The sequence below is a fragment of the Pseudonocardia sp. genome (assembly GCF_029263155.1).
Taxonomy (GTDB): Bacteria; Actinomycetota; Actinomycetes; order Mycobacteriales; family Pseudonocardiaceae; genus Pseudonocardia.
Genome location: NZ_JAJCYB010000044.1, coordinates 137,758 through 155,504 on the forward strand (window position 1 = coordinate 137,758; position 17,747 = coordinate 155,504).

Sequence of the window (17,747 nt, forward strand, 5' to 3'; positions counted from 1 at the left end):
GCGGAGCGTACCGATCACCGCTGGTAGGCGTGCCGGAACTGGACGCTGATCCGCGCACCTGCCCGCGCGCACTTGGGAACCGAGTGCTGCCAGGTGCGCTGGCACGACCCGCCCATCACCAGCAGGTCCCCCGGACCGGGAAGGAACCCGACCGACCCGCCGCCCCCGGCCGGGCCCCCGGGGGTCGGGCGCAGCCGGAACGGGCGGGCCGCGCCCAGCGACACCAGCGCGACGACGGCCTCGGGCAGCTCACGGGCCACGCGGTCGCCGTGCCAGGCGACGCCGTCGGCGCCGTCGCGGTACAGGTTCGCGCCCACCTGCGTGAAGGCGACGCCGTACCGATCACCCAGGGTGGCGGCCATCGCGGCCAGCCGCGCCGGGGCGTCGGCCAGGGTCCAGCGGTGGGTGAGGCGGGGCTCGGGCAGCACCCGGTCGTACATCCGCACCTCGCGCCCGGCCCACGGGGTGTGGTCCAGCAGCTCGGCGAACAGATCGTCGGCGCCGGGGCACCAGGCCGGGCCGTGGTCGACCCAGGCGCCACCGCCCAGCTCGGTGCGCCGCACGCCGGACACCCCGGCGATCTCCAGCAACGACGGCTGCCAGACGAGGTCGGCTCCCATCCCGCCGACGATACCCCGAAATCGAACGAAAGTTCGACTCCGGCGCCGTGCGGCACCGGGTTCCCGGTGGACCTCACGGCCAGGTCGAGTGCGGTCGACACGGGTGTCAGACGGGGAGCAGTGCCTCCACGACGTCGGCGAGCTGGGCCGCGGTGCGGCACTCGTGCATGGGGATGACGTCGGCGTAGCGCAGCGCGGCGGAGTCGCCGCTGCCCCACTGGCGGCGCGGTTCGGGGTTGAGCCAGTGCGCGTGGCGGGCCGCGCCGACCAGGCGCCTGAGCACCGTCAGGTTCGGGTCGCGGTAGTTGGTGCGGGCGTCGCCGAGCACCAGCAGCGAGGTCTTCGACGTGATCGCCTCGCCCCAGTGCTCGGCGAACCCACCCAGCGCGCTGCCGTAGTCGCTGTGGCCGTCGAACGCGACGAGCTCGGCCTCGCGCAGCACCCGCTGCATCACCCCGGACAGCTCCGCCCCGGGGGAGAACAGGTGGGTGACCTCGTCGGCGCGCTCCACGAACGCGAACACCCGCACCTTGCTGAACTGCTCGCGCAGGGCCTGCACCAGCAGCAGCGTGAAGTGGCTGAACCCGGCGACGGAGCCGGAGACGTCGCACAGCACCACCAGCTCGGGGCGGCCGGGCCGGCGCGTGCGGTAGGCCGGGCGCATCGGTACGCCTCCGGTGGACATGGAGCGGCGCAGGGTGCGGCGCATGTCGAGGGTGCCGCGCTTGGCGTGCTTGCGCCGCACGGCCAGCCGCGAGGCCAGCCGGCGCGCGAGCGGGTGCACCGTGCGGCGCAGCGCGGTGAGCTGCTCGGCGTGGGCGGAGAGGAACTCCACCTGCTCGGCCTGCTTGGGCACCGCGGTCCGCGCCACCTGCTCGCGACCGCGGGCCTCGGCGGTGCGGCGCCGCACCTCGTCGGTGATCATCTTGCGGAACGCGGCGATCCGGTCGCGGATCTCGCGGCGGCGCACCTCGTCGGCGAACGGGTTGCCCTCCTCCTCGCCGGTGCGCAGGTCGTCCATGATCCGGGCGAGCAACGTCTCCGGCGAGAGCATCCGCAGCGCCTGGTAGGCCGACCAGCTCGGCTGCCCACCCGCCCCCCGGACGGCGGTGCCCGCGGCCCCGGAGGTGCCCAGCGCGTCGACGACGGCACGCGCGAGCTCGGCCAGCGCGTCGGTGTCGCCGTCGCGGAGCAGGTCGGCCAGCACGTCGCGCAGCGCGTCGATGTCGACGGGGCCGTCGGGGGCGTCCCCGTCCTCGTCGCCGACGCGCGGCACCTCCACCTCGCCGACACCGGCCCCCAGCGCGGCCGGGAAGTACAGCTCGAACAGCGTGTCGAATACCTGCCGCTGGCCCGACCGGCGCAGCAGCGCGGCGGCGAGCCCCTCGCGCAGGTGCTCGCGGTGCAGCAGGTCCAGCGCGCCGAGCACGCGGGCGGCGTCGACGGTCTCCCCCGGTCCCACGGCCACCCCGTGGCGGCGCATGGCGGCCACGAAGTCGACCAGGTGCCCCGGCAACCCGTGATCGGAGGCGATCCGAGCGGTGTCCACGCCCCCATCATGCCGCCCCGAGGCGCACTTCGGAGCCACAGTGCAGGTTCCGGCCCGCCCGAGCAGCGTTGTGGCTCCGACGTGCCGGGGTTCCGCGGGCTACGCGCCGGCGCCCGCGGCCAGCGCGTCGGCGAGGAAGCGCAGCTCGCGGTGCATGGCCTGCTGATCGTCGGTGTGGCGCGACACCGAGTGCCGGTAGCTCACGGCCGAGGCGAGCAGGTGGGCGGCGCTGTCGACGTCGGCGGCCGGGCCGTCCGGCCGGGCGGCCTCGATCACCGCGCGGATCGAGGCGGCGAGGCGCTCGAAGCGGGCCTGCAGCTCGTCGAGCACGGCGGGGTGGGTGTCGGCCTCGCGCCACAGCAGGTGCGAGAGCACGGCCGAGGCGTCGAGGTCGCGGTCCAGCACGTCGACCAGCCGGTGCAGGCTCGCCGCGACGTCGCCCGGGACGACCACACTCGCCGGGTCGACGTGGTCGGCGGGCAGGCGCTCCACGAGCGCGGCGAGCAGGTCGCGCTTGCGGGTGAAGTAGTAGTGCACCAGTCCCTTCGGCACGCCGGCCCGCTCGGCGATGCGGGAGGTGGGGGTGGCGTCGAAGCCTGCCGCGGCGAACAGCTCCTCGGCCGCACCGAGGATCCGTTCACGGGCACCGGGTTCGACGGTCACCGGAGCATCCTGACGTGCGGCACGGCCGCGGCCAACCCGGGCCGCGGCCGTGTCGCCCGAGCTGTCAGTGCTGCCCGATCGGCCCCCGGTGCGCGGCGTTGGCCGCGGGCAGTGCCGCCAGCCCGACCACCACGATCAGCACGCCGGCGACCCAGGACGTCCAGGCCGCCCCGGCGAGGTCGGCGTAGGAGAACACCCACGGCGAGACGAACAGCAGCACGCCCAGCACGACGTGGACGTACTCGCTGACCGCCGAGCCCGGCTGCGCCAGCGACCACAGTGCCGTGGCGGCGAAGAGCACGCCGAACACGACCAGCGTCCAGAGCGCGGCGGTGTCGGTCGCCGCCACGATCGGTGTCAGGGCCGTCAGCACGCCGATCACCAGCGCCGCCCAGTCCTGCCACCGCTGCCATGACCTCGGGGTCATCGCGATCACCTTCCCTCATGAGGAGATGCCTCCGTTCTACGCTTGACTGGCCAGCCGGTCAAGACAGTCGACACGGGTCTCCACATCGGCTCCGGGCCGCTCCACAGTTCCGTGCCCCTCGCCCGGTGCCCGCGCGCCGTGATCACCCGCGACGCGCTGCTCGCGCGGGGTGGGGGCGGCGCGCACCCGATCACCTCACGGCCGGGGCCGGACGGCGACCGGCGCTCCGCGAACGCCGCCCGCCCGGCCGCGCGCGACCTGCTCCGCGCCGCGCTACGCCCGTAGGGCGTGGCCGCGCTCCCATGCGGAGCGGCGCTCGGCGGCCACCTCCCGCCACTGCGCGGCACGGACGACGTCCAGGGTCCGGACGACGACCGCGAGCACCAGCAACGACGCGACCCCCGCGAGCACCAGCGTGATCATCGAATGTCCCTCTCGCTCCGACCTCTTCCGACGGGTGTGATCCTGCTCTCGGACGAGCAACCGACGGAGGGCCGCTGATACGCCCGGACGTGCACTTCTGCACGGAGGGCGGTGGAGAGATCAGTTGAGGCGCAGCTCCGCGGCCGCCTTGACGGTGTCGGACTGGTGCTTGAGCACCACGCCCAGCGTGGCGCGTACGGCGTCGTCGTCGAGGGTGTCCATACCCAGCGCCAGCAGCGTGCGGCCCCAGTCGATGGTCTCGGCCACGCTCGGGGACTTGCGCAGCTCCAGCGTGCGCAGCACGCGCACCGTGCGCACCAGCGCGTCGACCATGGCCTCGGTCAGCTCCGGCACGCGGGACGCGACGATGCGCCGTTCCAGGTCGGCGTCGGGGAAGTCCAGGTGCAGGAACAGGCAGCGGCGCTTGAGCGCCTCGGACAGCTCGCGTGTGGAGTTCGACGTCAGCAGCGCGAAGGGCCGCCGGGTGGCGCTGATCGTGCCCATCTCCGGCACCGTGACCTGGAAGTCGGAGAGCACCTCCAGCAGCAGGCCCTCCACCTCGACGTCGGCCTTGTCCATCTCGTCGATCAGCAGGACGGTCGGGTCGCTGCGCCGGATCGCGGTGAGCAGCGGGCGGGGCAGCAGGAACTCCTCGGAGAACACGTCGTCGCGGGTCTCGTCCCAGGACTCCCGGCCCTGCCCGGCGGTGATCCGCAGCAGCTGCTTGGCGTGGTTCCACTCGTAGAGCGCCCGGGCCTCGTCGATGCCCTCGTAGCACTGCAGGCGCACCAGCCCGGAGCCCGTGGCCTGGGCGACGGCCTTGGCCAGCTCCGTCTTCCCGACGCCCGCCGGGCCCTCCACGAGCAGCGGCTTGCCGAGCCGGTCGGCGAGGTAGACGGTGGTGGCCACGGCGGTCGAGGCGAGGTACCCGACGCCGGCCAGCCGCTCGGTCACATCCGCGACCGAACCGAACAGCGGGGACTGGGAGGCACTCACGCGCCTCATCCTGCCCTGCGCCGAGACGAACCGCCCAGGGTGTGCCGCACACCGCAGTCGTCGCACCGGGGTTGTGGCCGCCGCACCAGTGTTGTGGCCGCCGCACCGGCGTCCCGGCGCCGGTGCGGCGCACACTGTGCCTGTGCGGTCACCGGGCGCAGCCCCCAGCAGCGGCCACGGGCCCCGCCAGCACGGCGGCTGCCGCACGAGCGCTGCTGCCACCGCACCGGCGGCCCGGCGCCGGTGCGGTGCACACCGTGCCTGTGCGGTCAGCGAGGGAACAGCTTCCTGGCCACGTCCGTGAAAGTGTCGATCTCCGGCCAGGTCCAGCGGGTCATCCCCAACTCCTCCGCCCGGATGGCGTCCTCGCGGCGCTTCTCCGAGAAGACCACGTCGGCGGGTACCTGGCCGGGGCGCAGCAGCCGCCCGTACTTGACGTACCCGTCGAACTCGCCGACACGGCCGTGCTCGGGCCACGCGAAGTCGACCCGTCCGAGCGTGACGCCGTCGGCGCGGACCACCTCCCACTGCAGCACCGGTACCGGGAGGCCGAGCCGCGCCATCGCGACCCGGCTGCGCGACTCACCCGGGCTCTCCGGGCGCGGGTCCGCGAAGGTGATGACCCGCCGCGCCGCCGGCACACCCGGCCAACGCGACATGCGATCGAGCGCCGCCACGAGCTCGTCGCGCGTGACGAGGTGCCGGTGCAGCGCCGCGTCCACGATGACGACGGCCTGCTCGAAGCGCTCCGTGCGGGCGACATCGGCAAGCGTGCGCGCCGGGCCGGTGACCGCGACGCCGCCGATCCACCTGATCTCGTCGGGGTCCAGCGGTGCGGTGTGCCCGTGCAGGCGGCCCGTGCGCACCCCGCCCGAGCGGCGCGGTCGGGTGGTGTGCACCCGGTCGAGCCGGGTGTTCCAGATCGGCAGGCCCCACATCACCGCCGCGGACACGTGGCTGACCACGGCGTCGGCCGCCACCCTCGGCACCGCCGCGGCGACCAGCAGGGCATGGCGCGACTCGGGGCTGCGCAGCCGCGGGTCGTCCGGGACGACGTAGGCGCCGGCCGCGAGCGGGGCCAGCTCCCGGAGGCGCCGCAGGCGGCGCAGCTCCCCGTCGGTGACACCCGCGGCGAGCAGGCCCGATCTCAGCAGTGGCCCGGGCCCGGCGCTCGGCAGATCCATGGCGGCAGGATCCCGACTCGCGCGGCATTCCGGGCGGCTTCGGGAAAACCCGCTCACCGCACCGGCGTCGCTGTCGCCGCACCGGCGTCCCGGCGCCGGTGCGGTGCACACGACGGCGGTGCGGTGCCGGGACTGTCGGACCCCTCGTGGACCATCGACCCATGACCACCACCGAGACCGACCTCCGCGCCCGCGCCGAAGAGGTGCTCGTCACGCTCGCGGGTCCGGACGCGCGGTTGCGCGAGGACCAGTGGACGGCCGTCCACGCGCTGGTCGCGCTGCGCAAGCGGGCACTGGTGGTGCAGCGCACCGGGTGGGGCAAGTCGGCGGTGTACTTCGTCGCCACGGCGCTGCTGCGGGAGGCGGGTGCGGGCGCGACGGTGATCGTGTCGCCGCTGCTCGCCCTGATGCGCAACCAGATCGACGCCGCCGCCCGCGCCGGGATCCGCGCGGCGACCGTCAACTCCGCGAACACGGCCGACTGGGAGCGCACCTACGACGCCGTCGCGGCCGGGGAGGTCGACGTGCTGCTGGTCAGCCCGGAGAGGCTCAACAACCCCGACTTCCGCGACCGCGTGCTGCCCCGGCTCACCGCGTCCGCCGGGATGCTGGTCGTCGACGAGGCGCACTGCGTGTCCGACTGGGGGCACGACTTCCGGCCCGACTACCGCCGGCTGCGCGCGCTGATCGCCGACCTGCCCGACGGCATCCCGGTGCTCGCCACCACGGCCACGGCCAACGACCGCGTGGTCGTCGACGTCACCGAGCAGCTCGGGTTGTCCGCGGGAGAGCCGTTGGTGCTGCGCGGCTCACTCGATCGGGAGAGCCTGCGTCTGTCGGTCGTGAAGCTGCGCACGGCGGCCGACCGGTTGGGCTGGCTCGCCGCGCAGATGGACGCGCTGCCGGGCGCGGGCATCGTCTACACGCTCACGGTCCAGGCGGCCGAGGAGGTCGCGGAGTTCCTGCGCGAGCGCGGGCACCCGGTGGCCTCCTACACGGGCAAGACACCGCCCGAGGAGCGGCTGGCGGCGGAGGGCGACCTGCTGGCCAACCGGGTCAAGGCGCTGGTCGCCACGTCCGCGCTGGGGATGGGGTTCGACAAGCCCGACCTGGGGTTCGTCGTGCACCTCGGCGCGCCCGCCTCCCCGGTGGCGTACTACCAGCAGATCGGCCGCGCCGGGCGTGCGGTCGACCGGGCCGAGGTCGTGCTGCTGCCCGGCCACGAGGACCAGGACATCTGGCGCTACTTCGCCTCGCTGGCGTTCCCGCCGGAGCCGGTGGTGCGCCAGACGCTGCAGGTGCTCGGTCCCGAACCCCTGAGCACCGCCGCGATCGAGACGCGCGTCGACCTCTCGCGCACCCGCCTGGAGATGCTGCTCAAGGTCCTCGACTCCGACGGTGCCGCGAAGCGCGTCAAGGGCGGGTGGGTGGCCACCGGCGAGGACTGGGTCTACGACTCCGAGCGCCACCGCCGCATCGCCGACGCCCGCAAGGCCGAGCAGCAGGCCATGCTCGGCTACCTCGACACCGACCGGTGCCGGCTGGTGTTCCTGCGCGAGCAGCTCGACGACGCGGGCGCGCAGCCGTGCGGGCGCTGCGACGTGTGCGCGGGCACCGCCTGGAGCACCGACGTCGACGCCGGGGCGGCGGAGGCGGCGGCGGAGCGGATCGCGCGCCCGGGGGTCGAGGTGGCGCCGCGCAAGCAGTGGCCCTCGGGGATGGCCGAGCTCGACGTGCCGGCGTCGGGGAAGATCCCGGCGGGCGAGCTGGCCGAGCCGGGCCGGGTCATCGGGCGGCTGTCCGACATCGGCTGGGGCACCCGGCTGCGGGCGCTCCTCGACCCCGACGCGGTCCCCGACGACGAGTTCGGCCCCGACATCGACCCGGAGACCGGCGAGCCGGTGAGCAGCACCGACCGGCCGGTTCCCAAGGACGTGCTCGACGCCGTGGTGCGCGTGCTGGCCGGCTGGGGCTGGGAGGAGCGGCCGGTGGGCGTGGTCGGGATCGGCTCGCGCACCCGCCCGCACCAGCTCGACCACCTGGCCCGACGCATCTCCGACATCGGCCGCATCCCGCTGCTGGGCACGCTCGTGCCGGCCGGTCCACGGCCGGCGGCGCACGCCAACTCCGCCCAGCGCCTCGCCGCGGTGTGGGAGGCGTTCGAGGAGCCGTCGTTCGCGCTGCCCGACGGCCCGGTGCTGCTGGTCGACGACGTGATCGACTCCGGCTGGACGATGACGGTCGCCGCGCGGTTGCTGCGCCGGGCCGGGGCGGGTTCGGTGCTGCCGTTCGCACTCGCCCAGGCCGGATGACAGGATCCGGTCCATGCCCGCCGACTTCGTGCTGAAGGCCATGAACACCGCCCACCGCGCGCTGCTGAAGATCACCGGCGGCCGCGTCGGGTACGACGCGATGGGCATGCCGGTGCTCGAGCTCACCACCATCGGGCGCCGGAGCGGCGAACCGCGCTCGGTCATGCTCACCGCGCCGCTGGAGGAGAACGGGCACCCGGTGATCGTGGCGTCGCGCGGCGGCGACGACCGCCACCCCGCCTGGTTCCTCAACCTGCGTGACGAGCCGAAGGTGGAGGTCTCGGTCAAGGGCGGTCCGCGCACCCCGATGGTCGCCCGGATCGTCACCGCCGACGAGCGGGCACGGATGTGGCCGCAGATCGCCGGGAAGTACTCCAACTACGCCGGATACCAGAGGCGTACCGAGCGGGAGATCCCGCTGGTCGTGCTGGAGCCGCCGCGCTGAGTCGGCGCGAGCCGGTCAGGGCAGCCGGGCGAGCAGGTGGCAGTGCGCCATCCGCACGGTGGACACGCCGGACGGCGGGGCAGCGGGAGGCGGGGGTCCGGAGACGATCGTGAACCGCCACTCGGGCGCGGCGGGCGCGCCGACCTCGGCCCAGGCCTCCAGCGCCGCCAGCATCCGCCGGGCCTGCGCCGGACCACCGGGACCGTAGGCACGCACCGCGGCCGGCCCGTCACGGACCACCACGACCGCGATGCCGGAGTCCTCGCCCGCCGGTGCGGCACACGCCACGGCCCCGGCCGGGCCGAGCGGGTCGGGCAGCCCGCTGTCCGGACCGCCGGCGACCAGCCGCAGCGCGCCCGGATCCGTGAGCGCCAGCCAGAGCCCGAAGCCGTCCCAGGTGTCGGCCGGGCCCACCACCACCGGCGAGTCGACCAGCGGCCCCGGGTCGGCGAGCGCGGCGGCCACCGCGGCCCGGTCCGGCGCCGGCCCGTCGTCGGGGCCGTGCAGCGCCACGCCGCCGGGCAGGGCGACCGCGGGCCGGGCCGACGCGCCCATCCCCCGCAGCCGGATGAACCCGCAGGTGCGCTGCGAGTGGCTGTGCAGCGTCCCGTCCGGGGCCAGGTCCAGCGCCATCGACAGCTGGCTCCCGCGCAGGGCGAGCGGCAGCAGCAACCGGCCGCCGGGGGCGAGCTGCGCGACCCACGCCGGCCACACGTCGTCGCTGCCGACGGTGAGCACGATCCGGTCGTAGGGCGCCGCCGCCGGATGGCCGAGCGCGCCGTCGCCGCACACGACCTCCACACCGGACACGTCCGCGGCGGCGAGGTGCCCGAGGGTGCCCGCGACCAGGTCGGCGTCGATGTCGACGGTGGTGACGTGCCCGGCCGCACCCACGATCCGCGCCATCAGTGCCGCGTTCCACCCGGTACCGGCGCCGATCTCCAGCACGCGGTGCCCCGGACGCAGGTCCAGCTGCTCCAGCATGATCGCGACCATCGACGGCTGGGACGCGGAACTGGTCGCCGCGCCGTCGACGTGCTGCACCGCGACCGCCCCGTCGGCGTAGGCCGCGGCCACCGATGCCCCCGGCAGGAACAGGTGGCGGGGCACCGCCCGCAGGGCCTGCTCGACGGCCGGGCTGCGGACGCGACCGGCCGTGCACAGCGCGTCGACCATCGCGGCGCGAGCCCGGTCGGCAGCGGACATCGGCCGAGTCTGGCCCCCCGGGCCCTGGTCGGACAAGCTAGAGCGGCACCAGGTCGTCGGCGTGGACGACCTCGCGGCGCAGCTCGGGCGCGAGGTCGCGGGTGCGGCGGCCGATGAGGGCGGGCAGCTCGGCGGCGTCGAACCCGACCACCCCGCGGGCGACGACGACGCCGTGCGGCCCCCGCAGGTCGACGACGTCGCCGGCCACGAAGTCCCCGGAGATGCCGTGGATGCCGGCCGCGAGCAGCGAGCGGCGTCGGTCGATCACCGCCGCGACGGCTCCGGCGTCCAGGTCGAGCGCCCCCCGCACGTCGGCCGCGTGCAGCAGCCAGAAGCGTCGGGCCGAGAGCCGCCTCCCCGATGCCCGGAAGGCGGTGCCGACCTTCGGGCCGTCCACGGCCGTGTCCAGCGCGTCGGCGACGTCCGCGGCCGCCGCGAGCAGCACCGGGATGCCCGAGGCCGACGCCATCGCCGCCGCCATGATCTTGGTGGCCATCCCGCCGCGGCCCAGACCGCCCTGGCCCGGCCGGGCGACCTGTACCGAGGCGAGGTCCGCGGGTGACTCGACCTCGCGGACCAGCCGGGAGCCGGGGCGGTGCGGGTCCCCGTCGTGGAGGCCGTCGACGTCGGAGAGCAGCACCAGCGCGTCGGCGCCGATCAGGTGCGCGACCAGCGCCGCGAGCCGGTCGTTGTCGCCCACCCGGATCTCGTCGGTGGCGACGGTGTCGTTCTCGTTGACGACCGGGAGCACGTCGAGCCCGAGCAGCCGCTCCAGCGTGCGCTGGGCGTTGCGGTAGTGCGCGCGGCGGATCATGTCGTCGGCGGTGAGCAGCACCTGACCGATCGCCCGGCCGTGCCGCGCGAACGACGCGCCGTAGGCCTGCGCGAGCAGCAGCTGCCCGACGGCCGCGGCGGCCTGCTGGGTGGCGAGGTCGCGGGGCCGCCTGGTGAGCCGCAACGGGGCGAGCCCCGCGGCGATGGCGCCCGAGGACACGAGCACGACCTGGCTCCCGGCCGCGCGCCGGGCGGCGAGGGCGTCGACGAGCGCGTCGAGCCGGGCGGGGTCGAGCCCTCCGGCCAGCGAGGTGAGCGACGACGACCCCACCTTGACGACGACCCGCCGAGCAGCGGCGAGCTGCCCGCGCGTCACCTGCGCGGCCTGCGCGGCCCCCGCCGTCACAGCGGGGTGGCTTTGCTCCGACCGGACCGGAGTAGAGCCACCCTGCTGTGATCCGGGTGGGCCCAACCCCCCGGAGGCGTCGGTCATCGGGCCGCGGGTGGGGCCGCCGGGTCCGCGTCGGCGGGCACGGGGTCGATCCAGACGTCCTCGTCCCACGCATCGCCGACCGCGTCCGCGGCGGCCCGCGCGTCGGCGGCCTCGGTTCGTTCCTCGGCCAGGTCGGCGTCGGTGCGGGGGATGCGCCGGGCGTTGCGGGCGACCTTGCGCTCCGCCGCGCCGATCCGGTCGTCGGCGTCGAGCCGGCGGTCGGTGCCGCGCCCGGACATGAGCACGGCGACACCCGCCGGGGTGGAGGGCTCCCAGTCGAACGTGACGTCGCCGATCGTGACCGGGCAGCCCGGCCGCGCACCGGCTCTGGCCAGCGCCTCCTCGACGCCGAGCCGGGCGAGCCGGTCGGCCAGATAGCCCACGGCCTCGTCGTTGTCGAACGCGGTCTGCCGGATCCAGCGCTCGGGCCGGGCACCGAGCACGACGAACCCGCCCTCGAGCTCCGGGTCCTCCTCGATCGTGAAGCCCGAGTCGTCCACGGCGGTGGGCCGCAGCACGATCCGCGTGGCCTCCGCGACGGGCTGCGCAGCCCGGAACGCGGCCACCTGCTCGGCCATGGCGAAGGTCAGCTCCCGCAGGCCCGCGTGGCTGGCCGTGGAGATCGCGAACACCGGCCAGCCGAAACGCTCAGTGAGCTCGGCGGCCACGATGTCGGCCATGTCCCGGGCGTCCGGCACGTCGATCTTGTTCAACGCGATCAGCCGCGGCCGGCCCGCCAGCTCGCCACCCAGCGCGGGTGTGTACTGCGCGAGCTCGTCCTCCAGTGCGAGCACGTCGGCGACCGGGTCGCGGCCGGGCTCGAACGTGGCGCAGTCGACGACGTGCACGAGCACCGAGCAGCGCTCGATGTGGCGCAGGAAGTCCAGGCCCAGGCCGCGCCCCTGCGAGGCGCCCGGGATGAGGCCGGGCACGTCGGCCACGGTGAACACCTCGGCACCCGCGGTGACGACGCCGAGCTGCGGCACGAGCGTGGTGAACGGGTAGTCGGCGATCTTCGGCCGCGCCGCGGACAGGGCCGCCACGAGCGAGGACTTGCCCGCCGACGGGAACCCGACCAGCCCGACGTCGGCCATCGAGCGCAGCTCCAGCACGAGGTCGCGCTGCTCGCCGGGCTCGCCGAGCAGCGCGAACCCGGGTGCCTTGCGCGACGCCGAGGCCAGAGCCGCGTTGCCCAGCCCGCCGCGCCCGCCCTCGGCCGCGACGAACCGGGTGCCGGCCCCGGTGAGGTCGGCGACGATCTCACCGTCGGCCGAGAACACCACGGTGCCGTCGGGCACCAGCAGCTCGACGTCCTCGGCGTTGGCGCCCATCTTGAACCCGCCCTGCCCCTGCTTGCCGTTGCGGCCCAGGGCGTGGGGTCGGTGGTGGAAGTCGAGCAGGGTGTGTACCCCGGGATCGACGACGAGCACGACCGAGCCGCCCCGGCCGCCGTTGCCGCCGTCGGGCCCGCCGAGCGGCTTGAACTTCTCGCGATGCACCGAGGCACAGCCGTTGCCGCCCGCCCCCGCCGTGGCGTGCACGACCACGCGGTCCACGAACCTCGACATCAGCTGATTCTCCTCACACGACGAACGGCGGGCCACCCCTCAAGGGCGGCCCGCCGTCGTCGAGTAAACCTGGTGGTGCGGGCCTCAGACCGAGGCCGGCACGATGTTGATGACCTTGCGGCCGCGGCGGTAGCCGAACTCGACGGCCCCCTCGGCGAGCGCGAACAGCGTGTCGTCGCCACCCCGGCCGACGTTGACGCCGGGGTGGAACTTGGTGCCGCGCTGGCGGATCAGGATCTCGCCGGACTTGACGACCTGGCCGCCGAAGCGCTTGACGCCCAGGTACTGGGCGTTCGAGTCGCGACCGTTGCGGGAGCTGGACGCACCCTTCTTGTGTGCCATGGCTGCGTCTCCCCTACTTGGAAATGCCGGTGATCTGGACCTGCGTCAGGGGCTGACGGTGCCCCTGACGCTTGTGGTACCCGGTCTTGTTCTTGAACTTGTGGATGCGGATCTTCGGACCCTTGGTGTGCTCGACGACCTTCGCGGTCACCGACACGCTCGCCAGGGCGTCCGCCGCGCTGGTGACGTCGTCGCCGTCCACGAGCAGCAGCGCCGGGAGGGTCAGCTCGGCGCCGGGCTTGTCGTTGATCTTCTCAACGGTCAGCACGTCGTCGACGGCCACCTTGTACTGCTTGCCACCGGTCTTGACGATCGCGTACATCGACGCACTGCTCCTAGCTCGAGGGACGAAGCGTGGGTGTCCGGTCCCTGGTCACTGGTACCGGTCACTTCCGCGGGCCGCGACTCGAGGTTCGCAGAGTGCGGCGCAGGGTTCCCAGGGTACTTCAACCCGGTGCGGGGTCGTCACTCCGGGTCGGGTACCGGTGCCTCGTCACCGGCGGGCGGGGGACCGGCCGGGCGGGACGCCGTGCGGCGGGCCCGCCGGGGGCGGCTGGTGGCCGGCGCCGGCTCGGGCTGCGGTGGCACGGCGGCGATGGTGGCTGCCGCTTCCGGCGCTACGGCCTGCTCGGGTGTCGGCGCCGCCTCGGCCGGCAGGGTGACGACCACCGCGGCCGGGGTGTCGCCCGCGACCGCCGTGGGCGCACCCGCGGTGCGGGTGACCCGGCCGCGCCGGCGGGCCGGGCGGGCCTGGTGGCCGTTGCCGTCCTCCAGGTCGGTGTCGACGTCGGTCAGCGCCGCAGCGGGCGGGGCGGCGAGCGTGCGCTCGACCACGGCCTCCTCCACCGCGTCCTCGACACCACCGGTGACGGCCACGTCCGGCTCGACGGCGACGGCGGGCGCACCGACGTCGACCGAGGCGTCCGGCCGGGACGGGGCGTCCGGCCGGGACGGGGCGGAGTGCCCGTTGCGGGACGCCGAGTCGTCGACGGGCGCGTCGGCGCCCCCGTCGCGGTCGGCCCCGCTGCGGTCGGCCCCGTCGCGGTCGGCCCCGTTGCGATCGGCCTCGTTGCGGTCGGCCTCGTTGCGATCGGTCCCGTTGCGGTCGGCCCCGTTGCGGTCGGCCCCGTCCCCGTCGTTGCGACGGCCGCGTCCCCCGCGTGAGCGCCGCCCCGATCCCTCGGCCCGATCGGTCCGCCCGGAGCCGCCGCCGTCGGTGGCGGGCGGCGCGGGGTCGGCCTCGACGAGCACGCCACGACCGCGGCAGTGCTCACAGGGCGTGGAGAAGTGCTCCAGCAGCCCGCCGCCGACGCGCTTGCGCGTCATCTGGACCAGGCCGAGCGAGGTGACCTCGGCGACCTGGTGACGGGTGCGGTCGCGGGAGAGGCACTCGGTGAGCCGACGAAGCACGAGGTCGCGGTTGGCCTCGAGCACCATGTCGATGAAGTCGACGACGATGATGCCGCCGATGTCGCGCAGCCGCAGCTGGCGCACGACCTCCTCGGCCGCCTCCAGGTTGTTGCGTGTGACCGTCTCCTCGAGGTTGCCCCCCGAGCCGGTGTACTTGCCGGTGTTGACGTCGATGACGGTCATGGCCTCGGTGCGGTCGATCACCAGCGTGCCGCCCGATGGCAGCCAGACCTTGCGGTCGAGCGCCTTGAGCAGCTGCTCGTCGATGCGGTACTCGGTGAACACGTCGGTGGTACCGACGTGGCGGTGCAGCCGGTCGACCAGCTCGGGCGCCACGTGCCCGATGTAGTTGTGCAGCGTGTCCCAGGCGTCGTCGCCGGAGACGACGAGCCTGGAGAAGTCCTCGTTGAACTGGTCGCGGACGACCTTGATCAGGAGGTCGGGCTCCTCGTAGAGCAGCGCCGGGGCCTTGGGCTTGTTCGGCCCGGTCTTCTCGGAGCGCTCCTTGACGATCTCCCACTGGGCCTGGAGCCTGCGGACGTCGCGCTCCAGCGCCTCGTGGCTGACGCCCTCCGACGCCGTGCGGATGATCACCCCGGCCTCGCTCGGCACGATCTCCTTGAGCATGTCCTTGAGCCGCTTGCGCTCGACGTCGGGCAGCTTGCGGCTGATCCCGGCGGCGCCGCCGCTGGGCACGTAGACCAGGAACCGGCCGGCCAGGCTGATCTGCGTGGTCAGGCGCGCACCCTTGTGGCCGATCGGGTCCTTCGTGACCTGCACGAGGACCGCGTCGCCGCTGCTCAGGGCCTGCTCGATGCGGCGGGCCTTGCCGCCGAGGCCCGCGGCGTCCCAGTCGACCTCACCGGCGTAGAGCACGGCGTTGCGGCCCCGCCCGATGTCGACGAACGCGGCCTCCATCGACGGCAGCACGTTCTGCACGCGGCCCAGGTAGATGTTGCCGACCATGGACTTGCCGGTGCCGCCGTCACGCCCGGACCCGCCCGCGATGAAGTGCTCCACGAGGACGTCGTCCTCCAGCACCCCGATCTCGACGCGGCCGCCGCGCTCGCGGGCCACCATCACCCGGTCGACGGCCTCCCGGCGCGCCAGGAACTCGGCCTCGGACAGGATCGGGACCCGGCGGCGGCCGGCGTCGCGGCCGTCGCGGCGGCGCTGGCGCTTGGCCTCCAGGCGGGTCGATCCGCGGACACCCTGCACTCCGTCGCCCTCGACGTCGTCGGAGCGTTCACGGGGGGCGCGGACCCGCACGACGGTGTTGGGCGGGTCCGTGTCGCCTCCCGCGTCGGAGTCCTCGCCCGATCCGCGGCGCCTGCGCCGCCTGCGGCGACGCGAGCCGGAGGGCCGGTCGTCGTCGGAGTCGCCGTCGTCGTCCTGCTGGTCCGCGCCAGAGGCGTCCTCGGGCGTCCCGGTGCCCGCGGACCCGGCGGCCCGGGCGCCGGTGTCGCCGGCGCCGTCGGTGCTGTCGTCGTCGGCGCCGTCCTCGTCGGAGCCGTCCTCGTCGGAGCTGTCGCCGTCGGCCCCGCGGCCGCGGCCACGACCACGACGACCCCGCCTGCGGCGCCTGCGGCTGTCGCCGTTCTCGTCGTCGTCGGTGTCGTCGCGGGCCTCGGCGGGCCCGGTCTCGGTATCGTCGGCCGCCTCGTCCGGCCCGGCCGGGGGCTCGGCGGCCTCCTCGGCGACGGGGGGCTCCGCAGCCGCGTCGTCGGCGCCGGACGTGGCGCGGCGACGGCTGCGGGAGGGGCGGCCGGGCTCGGGCCGGGTCGGCGCCTGGAACAGCGGAGCGGGCGGGGCGAACAGCGGGGCCAGTGCCGCATCCGGGGCGGGCTCGCCCGCGGGCTCCGCGGCGACGGCCGCCGTCGCCTCGGTCGGCGGTGGGGCGTCCTGCGTGACGGACGTCTCATCGACCGCGTCGGCCACCGGGGCGTCGGCCGGCACCTCGGCCGCCGGCGCGACCGCCCGGGTGGCACGGCGCCGCCGGGTTCGGGGGGCGGGCGTGTCGGCGGCGTCAGGGGCAGGCGCGTGGGCGGCGGGGGCGTCGGCGGTGGGCGTGGCAGGGGCGTCGGCGGTGGGCGCGGCGGCGGGGAGCTCCGCGGCGGGGCCGTCGGGGGTCGGGACCAGTGCGGACGCGACCAGCTCTGCGGCCTTGCGGTCGACGCTCGACTGTGGGCTCCGGGCGGGGATGTCGAGTCCGGCCAGCGCGGCGAGGACCTCCTTGCTGGTCACTCCCAGCAGCTTGGCGAGCGCGTGCACCCGCATCTTGTCCGGCAGGTCAGCGGGCATATCGGTGTTGGACATCGAGCTCCTCCGCCCCCGGGCGCCCTCCGGGGAAGGCCGCCGCGCAGGGGCTCGTGCGTTCTCTCTCCGCACGGTGCGCGGCGAGCAATCCTGGGACGATCTGCTCGACGACGTGCCCGGGATCCGAACCGCTCAGGTCCGGGTGGTGACCCGAAGTGCTCCGAGCGGATCGGCGAGGTCACCCCGGTCGTCGAGCAGTCCCTGAGCGGTCCGGGTCGCCTTCGCGGGCACCGGTTGCTTGAGGCCTGCGACAACGTCGAGTGCACCCAACACGTCATCGGGTCGAACGGCGGGTGTCGTCTGCCGTACGACCGCCGTCAGTATCGCACAGACTCCCGCGCCCGCCGTGTCGCTCGGACGTGAGTCATCCGACGTGGCGCTCACCTCGGCCCCGCTCACCTCGGCCCGGGCCAGCGCCGCGCGCACGTCGATCTGGCGCCGCCCGGAGGGCGTCACCCGCTCGACGACCAGCGTGTCCAGCCCGAGCAGCGCATCGACGGCCACCCGCAGCACCGAGGGTGCCACGCCGGGCATCTCGACGACCCAGCGCGCGGCGTCGATCCGCTCGGCGAGCGCGGGCGGTTCGGCGGGCGCGGCGTCGAGGACGTCCAGCCCGTCGGGCAGGGCGGCGTCCAGCGCCCTGACCAGCGCGGCCGGGTCGATCTCACGGGTCAGGCCGATCTCGAGGTACTCGGCCTCGCTGGCTGTGCCCGTGGGCGCCGCCCCGACCCACGACAGCCGCGGGTGCGGGCTGAAGCCGTGCGAGTGCGACACCGGCACCCCCGCTCGTCGCACCGCGCGCTCGAAGCTGCGCGCCACGTCGCGGTGTGACAGGAATCGCAGCCTGCCCCGCTTGGCGAACCGGATCCGGATCCGCTGCACCGTCGGCGGTGCCGGGTTGGCCGCCGCACCCGCCTTCACACGCGCCATGGGCCCAGCCTAGGCCGCACCCGACGAGCGGCTCGCATGCCGGCCCGCCCGGATTGCAGCAAGGCCACCTTCACGCAACGAGATTGCGG

Annotated in this window: 17 protein-coding genes; 3 read left to right on the top strand and 14 right to left on the bottom strand. The window is 75.0% G+C overall.

All coding sequences use genetic code 11. The features are described 5' to 3' along the window. Positions 1-14 precede the first annotated feature (14 nt). The 4 genes from Q1K26_RS08390 to Q1K26_RS08405 form a co-directional block, all read right to left on the bottom strand. The gene (locus Q1K26_RS08390; RefSeq protein ID WP_300009009.1) at positions 15-620 is read right to left on the bottom strand and encodes an alpha-ketoglutarate-dependent dioxygenase AlkB; all 606 of its coding nucleotides are present in this window, start codon (positions 618-620) and stop codon (positions 15-17) included. Between the two features lie 106 nt (positions 621-726). Then, complete coding sequence (locus Q1K26_RS08395) at positions 727-2,103, bottom strand: VWA domain-containing protein (protein ID WP_300009088.1); 1,377 nt, start codon at positions 2,101-2,103, stop codon at positions 727-729. Positions 2,104-2,268: 165 nt separating this feature from the next. Next, entirely contained in the window at positions 2,269-2,832 is a 564-nt protein-coding gene (locus tag Q1K26_RS08400) for a TetR/AcrR family transcriptional regulator (protein WP_300009010.1), read from the bottom strand. Positions 2,833-2,896: 64 nt separating this feature from the next. Continuing rightward, positions 2,897-3,259, bottom strand: a complete 363-nt coding sequence (locus Q1K26_RS08405) for an SPW repeat protein (protein ID WP_300009011.1) — start codon at positions 3,257-3,259, stop codon at positions 2,897-2,899. A 111-nt stretch (positions 3,260-3,370) separates the two neighbouring features. On the opposite strand from Q1K26_RS08405, the gene Q1K26_RS08410 reads away from it, so the two are divergent. Continuing rightward, on the top strand, positions 3,371-3,544 hold the full coding sequence (locus Q1K26_RS08410) for a hypothetical protein (protein ID WP_300009012.1): 174 nt from the start codon (positions 3,371-3,373) through the stop codon (positions 3,542-3,544). Here the strand turns inward: Q1K26_RS08410 and Q1K26_RS08415 are convergent. The 3 genes from Q1K26_RS08415 to Q1K26_RS08425 form a co-directional block, all read right to left on the bottom strand. Beyond that, on the bottom strand, positions 3,533-3,682 hold the full coding sequence (locus Q1K26_RS08415; RefSeq protein ID WP_300009013.1) for a hypothetical protein: 150 nt from the start codon (positions 3,680-3,682) through the stop codon (positions 3,533-3,535). The genes Q1K26_RS08410 and Q1K26_RS08415 overlap by 12 nt on opposite strands. Before the next feature lie 120 nt (positions 3,683-3,802). After that, positions 3,803-4,678: a MoxR family ATPase gene (locus Q1K26_RS08420; protein WP_300009014.1), complete on the bottom strand. Its 876-nt coding sequence runs from the start codon at positions 4,676-4,678 to the stop codon at positions 3,803-3,805. A 269-nt stretch (positions 4,679-4,947) separates the two neighbouring features. Continuing rightward, on the bottom strand, positions 4,948-5,862 hold the full coding sequence (locus Q1K26_RS08425) for a hypothetical protein (protein WP_300009015.1): 915 nt from the start codon (positions 5,860-5,862) through the stop codon (positions 4,948-4,950). Positions 5,863-6,023: 161 nt separating this feature from the next. Here Q1K26_RS08425 and Q1K26_RS08430 point away from each other — a divergent pair, with 161 nt between their 5' ends. Both Q1K26_RS08430 and Q1K26_RS08435 read left to right on the top strand, forming a co-directional pair. Then, entirely contained in the window at positions 6,024-8,174 is a 2,151-nt protein-coding gene (locus tag Q1K26_RS08430) for a RecQ family ATP-dependent DNA helicase (RefSeq protein WP_300009016.1), read from the top strand. A gap of 13 nt (positions 8,175-8,187) precedes the next feature. After that, entirely contained in the window at positions 8,188-8,619 is a 432-nt protein-coding gene (locus Q1K26_RS08435; RefSeq protein ID WP_300009017.1) for a nitroreductase/quinone reductase family protein, read from the top strand. Between the two features lie 15 nt (positions 8,620-8,634). On the opposite strand, the gene Q1K26_RS08440 is transcribed toward Q1K26_RS08435, so the two are convergent. From Q1K26_RS08440 to Q1K26_RS08470, 7 genes are all read right to left on the bottom strand, one after another. Next, positions 8,635-9,825, bottom strand: a complete 1,191-nt coding sequence (locus Q1K26_RS08440) for a methyltransferase domain-containing protein (RefSeq protein WP_300009018.1) — start codon at positions 9,823-9,825, stop codon at positions 8,635-8,637. A 37-nt stretch (positions 9,826-9,862) separates the two neighbouring features. Beyond that, entirely contained in the window at positions 9,863-11,005 is a 1,143-nt protein-coding gene (gene proB / locus Q1K26_RS08445; protein ID WP_300009019.1) for a glutamate 5-kinase, read from the bottom strand. An 83-nt stretch (positions 11,006-11,088) separates the two neighbouring features. Further along, on the bottom strand, positions 11,089-12,663 hold the full coding sequence (gene obgE / locus Q1K26_RS08450; RefSeq protein ID WP_300009089.1) for a GTPase ObgE: 1,575 nt from the start codon (positions 12,661-12,663) through the stop codon (positions 11,089-11,091). Positions 12,664-12,744: 81 nt separating this feature from the next. Next, positions 12,745-13,002 (bottom strand): 50S ribosomal protein L27, encoded by a 258-nt coding sequence (rpmA, locus tag Q1K26_RS08455; RefSeq protein ID WP_300009020.1) that lies wholly within the window; start codon positions 13,000-13,002, stop codon positions 12,745-12,747. A 13-nt stretch (positions 13,003-13,015) separates the two neighbouring features. Next, the gene (gene rplU, locus Q1K26_RS08460) at positions 13,016-13,324 is read right to left on the bottom strand and encodes a 50S ribosomal protein L21 (protein ID WP_300009021.1); all 309 of its coding nucleotides are present in this window, start codon (positions 13,322-13,324) and stop codon (positions 13,016-13,018) included. 143 nt (positions 13,325-13,467) lie between these two features. Next, positions 13,468-16,728 (bottom strand): translation initiation factor IF-2 N-terminal domain-containing protein, encoded by a 3,261-nt coding sequence (locus Q1K26_RS08465; RefSeq protein ID WP_300009022.1) that lies wholly within the window; start codon positions 16,726-16,728, stop codon positions 13,468-13,470. Between the two features lie 132 nt (positions 16,729-16,860). Then, positions 16,861-17,658, bottom strand: a complete 798-nt coding sequence (locus Q1K26_RS08470; RefSeq protein WP_300009023.1) for a TIGR03936 family radical SAM-associated protein — start codon at positions 17,656-17,658, stop codon at positions 16,861-16,863. Between the last annotated feature and the right edge of the window lie 89 nt (positions 17,659-17,747).